This is a genomic window from Dolichospermum sp. UHCC 0315A, from assembly GCF_008121535.1.
Taxonomy (GTDB): Bacteria; Cyanobacteriota; Cyanobacteriia; order Cyanobacteriales; family Nostocaceae; genus Dolichospermum; species Dolichospermum lemmermannii.
The window spans coordinates 564047-578763 of the sequence record NZ_CP043056.1 but is presented as its reverse complement, the minus strand read 5'-3'; the positions used below and the strand labels follow the sequence as shown (position 1 = coordinate 578763).

Sequence of the window (14717 nt, the reverse complement as noted above, 5' to 3'; positions counted from 1 at the left end):
TAAAGTTTCATATATAGAATATTCAGGGTACAATCTAATTAATTGCTCAAAAATCAATTAAATGATATTTATATTACCAACAACAATCATTTGGTTAAATTGTACGTAATTTTTTGAAATAAATTTTCTCACTCCAAACCCTTGCTATCCATATCTATCAAATTTATTAACTAATGATTTGTAGATTTTAATCGGTATGACATTAGTTACAGTATCATCTACTAATCAGATTAACCAATGGACGCATTCAATCACAGATTTCACCGAAAATTGATTAATTTACCTAATTTACATCAAATTATTCATTATTCTCCCTTAACTATTAGTCCTGATAGTTGTGTGATGGATGCTATTAACTTGATGAATCAACAACAAGATCATAAAGTTACAGTTAATAACCCGATCCATCAAGTAACCGACTATGTTTTAGTAGTAGAGGGAAAGCAATTACAAGGAATATTTACTATTAAAGATGTATTGAGGGTAATTACCTTAAATACCGACCTATCAGCGGTAAAAATGGCGGACGTGATGACTCAGCCGCTAATTACTCTCAAATATTCAGCATCTGAGCATATTTTGACAGTGTTTGCACTTTTACAGCAGCATTCTATTCAGTATTTACCAATAGTAGATGATCAAGACAACTTAATCGGTATTGTCACTGAAGCAAACTTGCTGCAAGCCTTAAATATAGAAAAAATGATTGGTGTGGTTGAGGCATTGCAGGAAAATTTGCTAGATTTGAAGACAGAACACATACCAATTAATGAACAACTGGAAGTAATCCGTAAGCAAACTCATAATCATTTACAAGCATGGGCAAAAAAACAAGTTGACGAGAATTTACAAATTAATCGAGAACTGCAAGAAACTTTAGAAGAACTGCAAATTGCCGAAGAAGAACTACGTCAACAAAATGAACAACTAATCTATTCTCGGCAAATTACTGAAGCAGAACGACTGCGTTATCAAAATTTATTTGAATTTGCACCTAATGGTTATTTAGTAACTGATGCTTTAGGGATAATTCAGCAAGCTAATCATGGGGCAACATCCTTACTATCTGTCCGTCAAGATCATCTTGTTGGCAAACCATTAGTAGTTTTTATTGCTGAAGAAGATCGTTCTCAATTTGTATCTCGGTTAAAAAAATTGCATGAATTACAGGAATGGGAAATGAATTTCCAGTCCCGTAAAGGTTTACTCTTTTCTGCTAGTGTGAGAGTAAATTCTATGGTTGATAATGAGGGTAAACGGACTGGTTGTTTATGGTCAATATCGGATATTAGCGACAGGAGAAAATTAGAAGCAGCACTCCGTCAAGATAGCGATGTCTTGGAAGTTCGGGTAAAAGAACGCACGGCAGAATTAGTGATTGCCAATAAGCGATTGCAAGAAGAAATCATTGAACGGCAACATATTCAAGCGTCCTTACAAGAAAGTGAAGCCCGACTCACCTTAGCACTAGAAGCAGGTAATATTGGGATCTGGGATTGGCATATCCAAACCAATGAAACTCTCTGGTCTCCTACCATGGGTTTAATGTATGGTTTACCTCTCAATAGTTCCTGTCCTAGTATTGAAGACTTTCTCAATTTAATCTATCCTGAAGACCGTCAGCATTTTCAAAACTGTGTCAGTCATTCCCTGGAGAAAAAAGTTGATTTTGTCTGTGAACATCGGATAGTGGATTGTGATGGTATCCTACATTGGTTGAGTTCTAGAGGAAAAGTTTACTGTAACGAAAATGATCGGCCAATCCGCATGATTGGCACAACTAGAGACATTTCTGAACGTAAACAAACGCAACGGCAAATATATGAACAAGCTGCCCTATTAGATATTGCGACTGATGCAATTTTTGTCCGAGATTTTCAAGCCCAAATCGTCTTTTGGAATCAGGGGGCAGAGAGGATATATGGTTGGGAACGTCAGGAAGTTTTAGGTAAGAATCCCAAGGATATTTTTTACGATTCAACTTCCCATGAACAAGAGATAATCGCCCTAAAAACTGTAGTTACATCGGGAAGTTGGGAGGGTGAGTTACGCAAACGCACACAATCAAACCAACTAATTATTGTTCAAAGTCGCTGGACATTGATGTTAGATACTGATGGACAACCTAAATCTATTCTCACAGTAGATACTGATATTACAAAAAATAAACAACGAGAAGAGCAATCTTTACGCGCTCAAAGAATGGAAAGTATTGGAACTTTAGCTGGAGGTATTGCCCACGATATCAATAATATCTTAACACCAATTTTAGCATCTGCTCAATTACTCAAAAGTAGTAGATTATCTGAAGAAAAACATAAAGATCGTCGTCAGCAAATGCTGACAATTATTGAAAATAATGCGAAACATGGTGCAGAACTAGTCAAACAATTGTTATCCTTCGCCAAAGGTGTTGAAGGCAAACAGACGATTGTGCAGATTAATGATTTGATCAGCGATATTATCTACTTGGTCAGTCAAACATTTTCCAAATCCATCACATTTTCTAAGCATATTCACCCTAAATTATGGACAGTGCTTGCGGATAAAACCCAACTGCATCAAGTATTAATAAACTTAGTGGTTAATGCTGCTGATGCTATGCCTGACGGTGGATGTCTCTCTGTTTCTACAGAAAATTTGTATCTTGATGAAGAGATGATCCAGATAAATCATCATGCTACAGTTGGGAATTATATTGTGATTACGGTTAGAGATACGGGGACGGGAATGTCACCGGAAATATTAGAAAGAATATTTGAGCCATTTTTTACCACTAAGGATTTTGGTAAAGGCACAGGATTAGGACTATCAACAGTATTAGGAATTATTAAAAGTCATAAGGGGTTTATTAATGTTGAAAGTCAAATTGGACTTGGTAGCGTATTTCAGATATTTTTACCATCAGTTAACCAAGAAGTTTCCCCTTTAGAATCCGATCATCAAGAAATATCTCAAGGACAGGGAGAACTAATTTTAGTAGTAGATGATGAAGCCCATATCCGGGAAGTTACAACAACCATTTTAGAAGCCTACAATTATCAAGTTCTTACCGCTAAAAACGGCGTGGAAGCAATCAATACTTACAACCAATACCGGGATCAAATCAGAGTAGTATTGATGGATATAATGATGCCAGGAATGAATGGAAATTCCGCCATTTGCAAGTTAAAAGAAATCAACCCCCAGGTGCTAATAATTGCTTGTAGTGGATGCAATATAGAGAATATGTTAGAGCCAAATAATGAATCTCAAGTTACAGCAATTTTATCAAAACCCTATACTAATGAAGAGTTATTGGCAAAATTAAATTTTGTCCTCAAGTCAGTTGTCAGTAGGGGCGAAGCATTTGGAAGATAAATTATCGGTCATTGCCAAAAATAGTTCTCCAAATGCTTCGCCCGTACAGTTGTCAGCATTTGGAAGATAAATTATCGGTCGTTGCCAAAAATAGTTCTCCAAATGCTTCGCCCGTACAGTTGTTAGTTGTCAATTATTCATTTTTGAATATTTTGAACAGATTTTTGGGGATTACAGCACTTATGCTCATAGAATTGACCGATTGATGAGACTTTTACTTTTTTTTAGCAAATTTTATGACACCTCAAGAGTTTTTAGAAAAGTTGGCAACAGCCGCGACAGACCCCGAAAAACTGATAGTTTTTGCAGAATACTTGGATACAACTGCCTTGGATCATGCCACAGCCCCAAGATGGAGAAGTCTTTCTTATAGTAACGAAATTGAAATGGCGCTTAAAAATGTAGCTTTTCATTTAGAAGCGCTCGCTGAAGCCGAGTAATACGTAAGGGGGGCAGGAGGTAGGGAGTAGGGGGAGTAGGGGGAGTAGGGGGAGTAGGGGAGATTATTTATCTTTCTATTACCTATTACCTATTACCCATTACCTATTACCCATTACCTATTACCTATTGCCTCTTACTTTATTCACCAATATATATTCCTAAAGACCTAGCGGTTTGGACTAAATCACCTTGAGGATTAACAAGAGAGGGATTATTATCTATCACATCTTGAATGGGGAAAGTGACAACTTTGCCATTTTGCCAAGCTAACATTTGATCATATTGATTTTGGGCAATTAAATCAATGGCAACTTTACCAAACATAGTAGCTGTGAGACGGTCTAAAGCTGAGGGGATACCACCACGCTGAATATGTCCTAATACAGAAACTCTGGTATCAATCAGGTGATTACTACAATTAGCAATTTTTTCGGCAATATATTGACCTTGACCACATTTAGCAGTAGTACAAATAGAAGGATTATCGGCATCTTCTGCACAAACAGATATCCCTTCAGAAACCACAATAATAGCAAATTTTTTTTGCCAACAATCGCGTAATTCGGTCAGATGATGACATATTCCTTGAATAGTATAGGGGACTTCAGGAATTAAAATCACATCAGCACCGCCGGCAATTCCTGAGTGTAAAGCTAAATGTCCGGAGCTACGTCCCATAACTTCGATAATCATCACTCGGTCATGACTAGCAGCAGTAAAGATCAGACGATTAATAGCATCAACAATTGTATTAATTGCCGTATCAAACCCAATTGAACGTTCTGTAAAAGCGACATCATGATCAATAGTTTTGGGAATAGCAATTAAATTCCAATTACCTAAAACGGCTAATTGATGAATAATATTTAAACTACCATCTCCACCCACAATAATTAAAGCATTTAAAGCGATCGCTTTATAACCGGCTAATATTTCATCAGCATGGGCTAAAGTATCTCCTTTATTAATACTACCTAAAATTGTTCCCCCCATATTTAGTAAAGGGTCAATCCCGCGTAAATCCCAACCATGTATACTTAACGGCACCGTTTTCCGTTCTAGCAACCCTTGGGTAGCGTAAGGAATCCCCACTACTTCCCAATCAAAAGTCCGTGTGGCATGACTTACAACAGCGCGAATCACACAATTTAGACCAGGACAGTCACCACCACTGGTAAGAATACCAATACGTTTTTTCATTGTTTGTCAGTTGTTAGTTGTCAGTAGGGGCGAAGCATTTGCAAGATAAATTATCGGTCATTGCCAAAAATAGTTCTCCAAATGCTTCGCCCGTACAGTTGTTAGTTGTCAGTAGGGGCGAAGCATTTGCAAGATAAATTATCGGTCATTGCCAAAAATAGTTCTCCAAATGCTTCGCCCGTACAGTTGTTAGTTGTTAGTAGGGGCGAAGCATTTGGAAGATAAATTATCGGTCATTGCCAAAAATAGTTCTCCAAATGCTTCGCCCGTACAGTTGTCAGTTATTACCTATTACCTATTACCTAACTTTTTGTATAAACTCTACCCGAATCTGGATTATAGGTTTGCAAAGCCTTCATATACTGAGCGCGTTCAAAGGTGCTAGGATTAGGACAATTTAACTGGCTCATACTACCTTGCATTTGCTTGACAGATTCATATTCATGTATTTTCATCCACTCCCGTAGGTCTTTTTCTAAACACTGAATATGAGCAATTCCCTCTCTTAATAATACAGAACACAACATAGTTATATTTGCTCCCACCATCAACATTTTAATCACATCATGGGTATTATGAATACCGCTAGTTGCAGCTAAACTCCCCTGAATATGACCATAGAGAATGGCTATCCAGCGCAGGGGTAAACGCATGGCTTGGGGGGTACTTAAAAGTACATGAGGTTCGACTTCTAAATTTTCTAAATTAATATCTGGTTGATAAAAGCGATTAAATAATACTAAACCATCAGCCCCAGCACGATCTAAACGTTTAGCAATATTTGCAGTATTAGTAAAGTACGGACTGAGTTTTACGGCTACAGGAATAGTGACAGCGGCTTTAACAAATGTGAGAATATCAAGATAATTCTGCTCGATATCTTGACTACTTAAATCTGGATTTGTGGGAACATAGTAAATATTTAATTCTAGTGCTGATGCTCCTGCTTCTTGCATGAGTTTACCATATTTAGTCCAACCACCAACGGAACAACCATTCAAACTGGCAATAATGGGAATATCCACTTTTTCCTTAGCTTTGCGAATATGGTCTAGATATTCTTCTGGTCCGACTCGGAATTTAGCAATATTTGGGAAATAGGTTAAAGCTTCTGCAAAACTTTCTGTACCATGGCTTAAATGATGATAAAGTGCGGATTCTTCTAAAGTTAATTGTTCTTCAAATAGCGAGTGCATAACAACAGCACCTGCACCGGCATCTTCCATTAATTTAATATTATCAATGTCTTCCGAAAGTGGAGAAGCCGAAGGAACTAAGGGAGATTTTAATTCTAAACCTAAATATGTGGTAGTTAAGTTCATAAATTTGGTAATTAAAAACTAACAACTGTACGGGCGAAGCATTTGGAGAACTATTTTTGGCAATGACCGATAATTTATCTTCCAAATGCTTCGCCCCTACTAACAACTGACAACTGTACGGGCGAAGCATTTGGAGAACTATTTTTGGCAATGACCGATAATTTATCTTCCAAATGCTTCGCCCCTACTAACAACTGACAACTGACAACTGACTCAAAGCTATTTTAATTTTCTATCAGCTAAATATTGATACATTTGCCAACGGGTATTAACATCTGCTTGGGATTCTTTGAGGAGTTCTTTTGCCGTTTCTGGGTTGATTTTAGTCAACATTTTAAAACGGTTTTCCATGTACATGGAATTTTCTATTGGTATTTTTGGGGTACGGGAATCAAGTTGTAAAGGGTTTTCTCCCTGTTGTAATCTGTCGGGGTGATAGCGATATAATAACCACCGTCCAGAGTCTACAGCAGCCTTTTGGTTTTGCATGGCTGTACTCATGTTGATACCGTGAGCAATACAATGACTGTAGGCAATAATTAATGATGGACCGTCGTAAGCTTCGGCTTCTAAGAAAGTTTTCAGGGTTTGTTCATCTTTTGCGCCCATTGCTACACTAGCAACATAAACATTACCGTAGGTCATGGCAATTAAACCCAAATCTTTCTTAGTTGTAGGTTTACCACCTGCGGCAAATTTTGCCACTGCACCTTTAGGGGTAGATTTGGACATTTGACCACCAGTATTAGAATAAACTTCTGTGTCTAATACGAGAATATTAACGTTGCGTCCACTAGCAATTACATGATCTAATCCACCATAACCAATATCATAAGCCCAACCGTCACCACCAATGATCCAAACACTTTTTTTCACTAAATAATCAACTAACGATTTTAGATTTTGGATTTTGGATTTTAGATTTGTTATATCATTTTTTGGTAGAGACGTTCCATGGAACGTCTCTACATTATTTAACATTTCATCTAGTTTTCCTTTGAGAATAGCAATTCGTTCTCGTTGAGAGTAAATATCCGATTCGTCTTTTTGTTCTGCGGTGAGAATATCTGTAACTAGAGTTTCACCTATTTGGGGTGCAAGTTGTTGGAGTAAATAAGCGGCAAATTCCGCTTGTTTATCTATGGAAACGCGGAAACCTAAGCCAAATTCGGCGTTATCTTCAAATAGACTGTTAGACCATGCTGGCCCCCTACCTGCGGCGTTTTTTGTCCAAGGTGTGGTGGGTAAGTTACCACCATAGATAGAGGAACAACCGGTGGCGTTGGCGACGATCATGCGATCGCCAAATAATTGTGTTACAAGTTTAATATAAGGTGTTTCTCCACATCCAGCACAAGCACCAGAAAACTCAAACAACGGTTCTTGCATTTGTTGTTGATTAATATGATTCAACTTTAAATTCCGTCTATCTGGGTTAGGGAGATTTAAGAAGAAATCCCAATTTTCTCGTTCTTGTTCTCGCAATGGTTTTTGTGCTGCCATATTAATGGCTTTTTTGCGCGGTTCGGCTTTATTTTTTGCGGGACAAACATCAACACAAATACCGCAACCTGTACAATCTTCTGCTGCTACTTGAATGGTAAACTTTAAATCATGCCAATCATGTTCTTTGGCATTGGCACTTTTAAAAGTTGTTGGGGCATTTTCTAATTCTTCTGGTGCATATACTTTAGCGCGAATGACACTATGAGGACACACCATCACACATTTACCACATTGAATACAAACGTCAGCATCCCAAACCGGAATTTCTTCAGCAATATTGCGTTTTTCCCATTTAGATGTTCCTGTGGGATATGTACCATCTACAGGTAATGCACTCACAGGTAAATCATCACCTTCACGGACTATCATTTTCCCTAATACATTGCGGACAAATGCAGGTGCATAATCGGGGATTGAGGACACTCTTATATTTTCTTGTTCCCTGCGATGCACTGAGCTTGTCGAAGTGTTCCCCGTTCCCCGTTCCCTAATTTCATAGAGATTTTCCAAGGTTTTATCAACGGCTTGAATATTCATTTGTACGATTTCTTCGCCTTTTTTACTGTAGGCTTTACAGATAGATTTTTTAATTTGATCTATAGCTTCTTCTCTTGGTAAAACACCGGAAATGGCAAAGAAACAAACCTGCATAACGGTGTTAATATGTCCACCCATTCCGGCTTCACGGGCGACTTTGTAGGCATTGATTACATAGAATTTGATATTTTTGTTAATTATCTCTGTTTGCATTGCAGCAGGTAATTTATTCCAAATTTCATCTTTGTGATAATGTGAATTTAGTAAAAAAGTGCCACCAGGAATAATATCTTTCAATATGGGAAATTTTTCTACAAAGTCCCATTGATGACAAGCGACAAAATTAGCTTTAGTGATTAAATAAGTAGAATGAATTGGTTGAGAACCAAAACGCAAATGAGAGACTGTGACTGAACCAGATTTTTTAGAATCATAAACAAAATAACCTTGGGCAAAATTATCTGTTTCTTCTCCAATGATTTTGATGGAATTTTTATTTGCCCCTACTGTACCATCTGCACCCAAACCGTAGAAAATTGCCCTAACTATATTGTCGGCTTCTATATTAAATTCGGGATTATATGTTAAACTGGTATGAGTAACATCATCATTGATCCCCACAGTAAAATGATTTTTTGGTTTCTCCACATCTAAATTATCAAATACCGCTTTTACCATGGCTGGTGTAAATTCTTTAGATGATAAACCATATCTACCTCCCACAACTTTAATCTTGTGAAGTTGGTTTTCTGCCAAAGCTGTAACTACATCTATATATAAAGGTTCACCAATTGCCCCTGATTCTTTAGTTCTATCTAAAACGGCAATTATCCGGGTTGTTTTGGGCAGAGAATTAATAAATCTTTGGGTATCAAAGGGACGATATAATCTAACTTTGATAATTCCCACTTTTTCACCTTGTTGATTGAGATAATCTACGGTTTCATGAACTGTTTCGCAACCAGAACCCATGAGAATAATTATTTTTTCTGCTTCTAAATGTCCATGATAATCAAATAGTTGATATTGTCTCCCCGTCATTGCGGCAAATTCATCCATTACCTGTTGAGTAATATCTGGACAAGCGAGATAAAAAGAGTTTACTGTTTCTCTAGCTTGAAAATAAACATCAGGGTTTTGCGCCGTTCCTCGTAATACCGGGTTATCAGGTGTTAAAGCCCGTAAACGATGGGCAATTACTAAGTCTAAAGGAATAAATTTTTGTAAGTCTGGAGTTGTTAAGATTTCTACTTTATTGACTTCGTGGGAAGTGCGAAAACCATCAAAAAAGTGTAAGTAAGGTATGCGAGATGATAAAGTTGCTTTTGTGGAAATTAGGGCAAAATCATGGGCTTCTTGCACAGAAGCAGCGCATAACATGGCAAAACCTGTAGTTCTTGCGGCCATGACATCACTATGATCTCCGAAAATGGATAAAGCTTGGGCTGCAAGCGATCGCGCCGCAATATGAAATACTGTAGGTGTAAGTTCACCAGCAATTTTGTACATATTTGGTAGCATCAACATTAACCCCTGAGATGCTGTAAATGTGGTTGTCAGTGAACCCGTTTGTAAAGCCCCATGTACAGCACCCGCAACCCCCCCTTCACTCTGCAACTGTACCACCGCAGGAACAGTTCCCCAAATGTTCGGTTTTCCCTCACTCATCCAAGTATCAGACCATTCCGCCATCGGTGAAGATGGTGTAATTGGGTAAATGGCAATAACTTCGTTTAGTTGGTAAACGACTTTAGCTACAGCTTCATTACCATCTATAGTTGCAAAGGTTCTCATCTTCATCTTCCTTTATCTTGAAGAACTACTAAATTTCGGGTAATTGGTGTTTTCCTAGCCCCAAATTCCCTAATTTTTACATTCAACTGAAAAATCAGCAGAAATTTCCATCTACTAAAATCATTCAAGAATGCAAGACCTTCGCCATTTTTTGGAGGTTGGGTTTCTGGACTCAACCCAACCTACCAATTAAGACTTTTTTCAATTTGGCGAAGGTATTCATAATTATAGGATAGTTCATAGAAAATCCCCCCGTACTAAATTTAGTATGGGGGCTAGATGTAGATGAGAACAAAATCCCAAATTATTGGTTTTAAGGAATAATTTTCTGCTAAGTTCCTCTAACTTTTGGCGTAGTAATTGAGATAAATCTCTGTAGTTAAGACTATTCACAAAAGACTTAAATATCTGTCTTTGGTTTACTAGCTGTTCCAGAATCTTGACGGTTTTCTTTAATCAATCGGCTATAAGTCCGCTGGGGAATATAGTGAATTGGATTGTAATCAATACAACGTAAAATCAGCACACAAGCCCAAGAATACCGTCCATCAGCAATAGCTTCAATGATACAATTGAACTGTTCGGGAGCGATGGCACTATGAAAATCGTTCTGAGAAGAAGAAGCTTGATAGTTCATGACTAACCCTGATCTAATCTTGTAGGATTGAAAGTTAATAAGTTGTCATAATTCAGAACAGAAAATCTTTTTAGTCAAGCCTTTTAACTCCTGATTACTGATCTCCTAAATTCTGAATTATAGAAAAAAATCAATGGGATATTTGAGGTGACAGGATTATCTGCCCGTGATATGTAAAGGATTTAATTCTCTTGGTAAATAAATTCGATATCTAAGTTCGAGTATAGCGATAACTTACCGATTAAATATCAACATTATTTGTGGTTATCAGAGAACTTTATGAATTTTCTGTGAGGTTTAGTGAGCAGTGGTATCCATTTAATTAGGGGTGTAAGTAGGTTAGCATTGAAAATCGTCGTTATGGCACTAGGCTTGAGGCAAGAGGGTTTGGGCGATTTTACTTTTCGTTACATATTTCGGTTTTTTTCCGTTCACCTACTTATCATTGGCAATTGGTGATCTAAATAGATTAAGTTCTGAAATTTTTGATTGTAAAGACTGGAAAATTACCAACCACATTACCCTTGTGTTAGTAAAAAATATAAGCAAATTCCTAGCATTTCCTGTCCACCTTGATTGTTTGGTAAAAAATAGGAAATACAGATATTTGGATTATGACACTATTTAAATAGTCATACAACATTGAAATCTTTCCTGGCTTCAGTTTTGTAAATACTCCTTGTCACACTATTATATGCAGAATACTATGTTTTCCCTATCTGGTACGCCGAATTGGCAATTTGTTTCTCTAAATAGTACAGAAAATGTCAGTTCTAACTTGCGGATTAAATGACTGTTTAAACACTGTCACAAGGGAGATTTACAAAACTGTAAATGGCATAAAGATATAAATTTATTTTTGGCTATTTTTAATTTTCTGGCTAAATTAGTTACACTTCATCACGAAATACTTAACGTCTTAAAGTGGTTGAGGATATAAGTATTCAGGTTTTGACGAATTGAATAATATTTATAGATGTAATACAGCGGTTTCCGCTCTTATGAGGTACAAAGTTGAATCATAAAACTTTTGTAGTGCGGGCATCTTGCCCGCTAGATATGTACCTCACAACACCGGGAAGTGCTGTATTTAATTTTTACTGCAATAGACTCTTATAAAAGTGGCACAAGTAAAGTTTACAAAATGGTAATTAATAGCAACAAAGCCAAATTGGTAGTTATTGAGTTGAAATTAGTGATTGCTAAAATTTTATCTATTCCCTGTCATCTAACTAATAGATACTTCTCTATCTATAAGAGGAGGTAAGGGTTCATCCTTTAGCTAGAAGTAAATAATTGAGTAACTTATTTACTATTAACCTGAAATAGTATCTCAATAATCCTAACTTTAGCTAGAGTTTGGTAATGTACAATGTATAAATTAGTGCAAACTATTGTTAACAGTGATGAAAAAAATGTTTTAGGTGACTTTATCTTAGAATTAGGCAAGGATCATAAACGTTACTTTTTAAGAAATGAGATTCTACAAGCTTTTGCAGATTATTGTCACCAATTCCAAAAACCCGCTTATTTTTATCACTCTTCCTCTTTAGGGACATTCATTCAGTACACCCATGAAATAATTTTAGATGGTGAAAATACTTGGTTTATAGTTAGACCAAAGATTGCGAGTCAAGAAGTATGGTTATTAAGCGCAGACTTGACTAAGTTTGAGTTAATGACACCGAAAGCATTATTAGATGTGAGCGATCGCTTAGTAAAGCGTTATCAACCGCACATTTTAGAAATTGATCTCCATCCCTTTTATTCAGCAGCACCAAGAATTGATGATTCCAGAAATATTGGCCAAGGTTTAACCGTTCTTAATCATTATTTTTGTAATCAAGCATTGACAGATCCTGAATATTGGATTGACGCATTATTTGAATCATTAAAAAGATTAGAATATAACGGCATCAAATTATTAATTAGTAATCATATTCATTCAGGTTCGCAACTAACAAAGCAAATCAAACTAGCGTTAGAATTTGTGAGTCATTTATCCCCCCAGACACCATATATAAAATTTAGATTTCATCTTCAAGAACTCGGTTTAGAACCAGGTTGGGGTAATAATGCAGCCAGAGTCAGAGAAACCTTAGAACTGCTGGAAAGACTCATGGATAATCCCGAACCTGCAATTTTAGAAACCTTTGTTTCTCGCATTTGTGCAGTTTTCCGCGTCGTCCTTATTTCCATCCATGGTTGGGTTGCACAAGAAGATGTTTTAGGCAGAGATGAAACATTAGGACAAGTTATTTATGTTTTAGAACAAGCCCGCAGTTTAGAAAATAAAATGCGGGCAGAAATTAAACTTGCAGGTTTAGATACATTAGGAATTAAACCCCATATCATTATATTAACTCGACTGATTCCCAATTGTGAAGGCACATTTTGTAACTTACCATTAGAAAAAGTTGATGGTACAGAAAATGCTTGGATTTTGCGCGTTCCTTTTGCAGAATCTCAACCGGAAATTACCAACAACTGGATTTCTAAATTTGAAATTTGGCCTTATTTAGAAAAATTTGCTCTTGATGCCGAAGCAGAACTTTTAAAACAATTCCAAGGAAAGCCCAATCTCATTATTGGTAACTACAGTGACGGGAACTTAGTTGCTTTTATTCTCTCCCGAAAAATGAAAGTTACCCAATGTAATATTGCCCATTCCCTCGAAAAACCTAAATATCTATTTAGTAACTTATATTGGCAAGATTTAGAAGCACAATATCACTTTTCTGCCCAATTTACCGCTGATTTAATCAGTATGAATGCCGCAGATTTTATTATCACATCATCCTATCAAGAAATTGTAGGTACACCAGATACAATGGGACAATATGAATCTTATAAATGTTTCACCATGCCCAACTTATATCATGTAATTGATGGCATTGATTTATTTAGCCCTAAATTCAATGTGGTATTACCAGGAGTCAGTGAAAATATATTTTTTCCCTACAACCAAACAACAAATAGAGAATCCCACCGTCGTCAACATATCCAAGACCTAATTTTCCATCAAGAACACCCAGAAATTCTCGGTAAATTAGATCATCCTCATAAAAAACCGATCTTTTCCGTTAGTCCCATTACCTCAATTAAAAACCTCACAGGTTTAGTTGAATGTTTCGGTAAAAGTGAAGAATTACAAAAACATAGTAACCTAATTTTATTAACCAGTAAACTTCATCCAGACTTAGGAACAAACTCCGAAGAAATTCAAGAAATAGCAAAAATTCATGCGATTATTGATCAATATCATCTTCACCATAAAATCCGCTGGTTGGGAATGCGTCTTCCTCTCCGCGATATTGCTGAAACCTATCGTGTAATTGCCGATTTTCAAGGGATTTATATTCACTTTGCCCTTTATGAATCCTTTAGCAGAAGTATTTTAGAAGCAATGATTTCTGGATTACCAACTTTTACAACTCAATTTGGTGGTTCATTAGAAATTATTGAAAACCATGATCAAGGATTTAACCTCAACCCCACAGACTTAGCAGGAACAGCCAAAACAATTATCAACTTCTTAGAAAAATGTGAAAATTATCCAGAACATTGGCTAGAAAATTCTCAATGGATGATTGAACGCATTCGCCATAAATATAACTGGAATTCCCACACAAATCAACTCCTGTTATTAACGAAAATGTTTAGCTTTTGGAACTTCATCTATCCCGAAGATAACGAAGCCAGAGATCGTTATATGGAAAGTTTATTTCATCTCCTTTATAAACCTATCGCTGACCATATTTTATCAGAACACATTCATCAGTAAAAATAAAAATTGTAGGTTGGGTAGAACGAAGTGAAACCCAACATTTGCAGAAGTTTGTTGAATTTCATTTACAGGAGTTTGTTGGGTTTCGTACCTCAACCCAACCTACGTAAATCTTAAATATTCAAAAAAACAA

Annotated in this window: 10 protein-coding genes; 5 read left to right on the top strand and 5 right to left on the bottom strand. The window is 36.6% G+C overall.

Features of this window, described 5'->3' with window-relative positions; all coding sequences use genetic code 11:
* Positions 1–237: 237 nt before the first annotated feature.
* From BMF77_RS02695 to BMF77_RS02690, 3 genes are read left to right on the top strand one after another with little or no spacing between them, the layout of a single operon-like run.
* Complete coding sequence (locus tag BMF77_RS02695; RefSeq protein WP_148760439.1) at positions 238–3360, top strand: PAS domain S-box protein; 3123 nt, start codon at positions 238–240, stop codon at positions 3358–3360.
* 32 nt (positions 3361–3392) lie between these two features.
* The gene (locus BMF77_RS26435; RefSeq protein WP_168204343.1) at positions 3393–3566 is read left to right on the top strand and encodes a hypothetical protein; all 174 of its coding nucleotides are present in this window, start codon (positions 3393–3395) and stop codon (positions 3564–3566) included.
* Between the two features lie 30 nt (positions 3567–3596).
* Positions 3597–3800 (top strand): hypothetical protein, encoded by a 204-nt coding sequence (locus tag BMF77_RS02690; protein WP_015079868.1) that lies wholly within the window; start codon positions 3597–3599, stop codon positions 3798–3800.
* A 139-nt stretch (positions 3801–3939) separates the two neighbouring features.
* On the opposite strand, the gene BMF77_RS02685 is transcribed toward BMF77_RS02690, so the two are convergent.
* Entirely contained in the window at positions 3940–5001 is a 1062-nt protein-coding gene (locus tag BMF77_RS02685; protein WP_148760437.1) for an ATP-dependent 6-phosphofructokinase, read from the bottom strand.
* A gap of 193 nt (positions 5002–5194) precedes the next feature.
* Between BMF77_RS02685 and BMF77_RS27600 the strand changes: the two genes are divergently transcribed.
* Positions 5195–5386 (top strand): hypothetical protein, encoded by a 192-nt coding sequence (locus BMF77_RS27600; protein WP_246863048.1) that lies wholly within the window; start codon positions 5195–5197, stop codon positions 5384–5386.
* Here the strand turns inward: BMF77_RS27600 and BMF77_RS02675 are convergent.
* From BMF77_RS02675 to BMF77_RS02665, 4 genes are all read right to left on the bottom strand, one after another.
* Entirely contained in the window at positions 5304–6323 is a 1020-nt protein-coding gene (locus BMF77_RS02675; RefSeq protein ID WP_148760435.1) for a dihydroorotate dehydrogenase-like protein, read from the bottom strand. The genes BMF77_RS27600 and BMF77_RS02675 overlap by 83 nt on opposite strands.
* Positions 6241–6453 carry a hypothetical protein gene (locus tag BMF77_RS26430; protein ID WP_168204342.1) on the bottom strand — a complete coding sequence of 71 codons (213 nt, stop codon included), beginning with the start codon at positions 6451–6453 and terminating at the stop codon, positions 6241–6243. Before BMF77_RS26430 ends, BMF77_RS02675 begins: the two co-directional genes overlap by 83 nt.
* Before the next feature lie 89 nt (positions 6454–6542).
* The gene (gene nifJ / locus BMF77_RS02670) at positions 6543–10166 is read right to left on the bottom strand and encodes a pyruvate:ferredoxin (flavodoxin) oxidoreductase (RefSeq protein ID WP_148760433.1); all 3624 of its coding nucleotides are present in this window, start codon (positions 10164–10166) and stop codon (positions 6543–6545) included.
* Positions 10167–10560: 394 nt separating this feature from the next.
* Positions 10561–10797: a HetP family heterocyst commitment protein gene (locus BMF77_RS02665; protein WP_148760431.1), complete on the bottom strand. Its 237-nt coding sequence runs from the start codon at positions 10795–10797 to the stop codon at positions 10561–10563.
* Positions 10798–12169: 1372 nt separating this feature from the next.
* Between BMF77_RS02665 and BMF77_RS02660 the strand changes: the two genes are divergently transcribed.
* Positions 12170–14581 carry a sucrose synthase gene (locus tag BMF77_RS02660; protein ID WP_148760429.1) on the top strand — a complete coding sequence of 804 codons (2412 nt, stop codon included), beginning with the start codon at positions 12170–12172 and terminating at the stop codon, positions 14579–14581.
* The last annotated feature ends 136 nt before the right edge of the window (positions 14582–14717 follow it).

Excerpts from the sequence above, each read along its gene's own strand:
- BMF77_RS02660 (WP_148760429.1), top strand. The coding sequence starts at position 12,170 with ATGTATAAATTAGTGCAAACTATTGTTAACAGTGATGAAAAAAATGTT.
- BMF77_RS02690 (WP_015079868.1), top strand. The coding sequence starts at position 3,597 with ATGACACCTCAAGAGTTTTTAGAAAAGTTGGCAACAGCCGCGACAGAC.
- BMF77_RS02685 (WP_148760437.1), bottom strand. The coding sequence starts at position 5,001 with ATGAAAAAACGTATTGGTATTCTTACCAGTGGTGGTGACTGTCCTGGT.
- BMF77_RS02695 (WP_148760439.1), top strand. The coding sequence starts at position 238 with ATGGACGCATTCAATCACAGATTTCACCGAAAATTGATTAATTTACCT.
- BMF77_RS26435 (WP_168204343.1), top strand. The coding sequence starts at position 3,393 with ATGCTTCGCCCGTACAGTTGTCAGCATTTGGAAGATAAATTATCGGTC.
- BMF77_RS02675 (WP_148760435.1), bottom strand. The coding sequence starts at position 6,323 with ATGAACTTAACTACCACATATTTAGGTTTAGAATTAAAATCTCCCTTA.
- BMF77_RS02665 (WP_148760431.1), bottom strand. The coding sequence starts at position 10,797 with ATGAACTATCAAGCTTCTTCTTCTCAGAACGATTTTCATAGTGCCATC.
- nifJ (WP_148760433.1), bottom strand. The coding sequence starts at position 10,166 with ATGAAGATGAGAACCTTTGCAACTATAGATGGTAATGAAGCTGTAGCT.
- BMF77_RS26430 (WP_168204342.1), bottom strand. The coding sequence starts at position 6,453 with ATGCTTCGCCCGTACAGTTGTCAGTTGTTAGTAGGGGCGAAGCATTTG.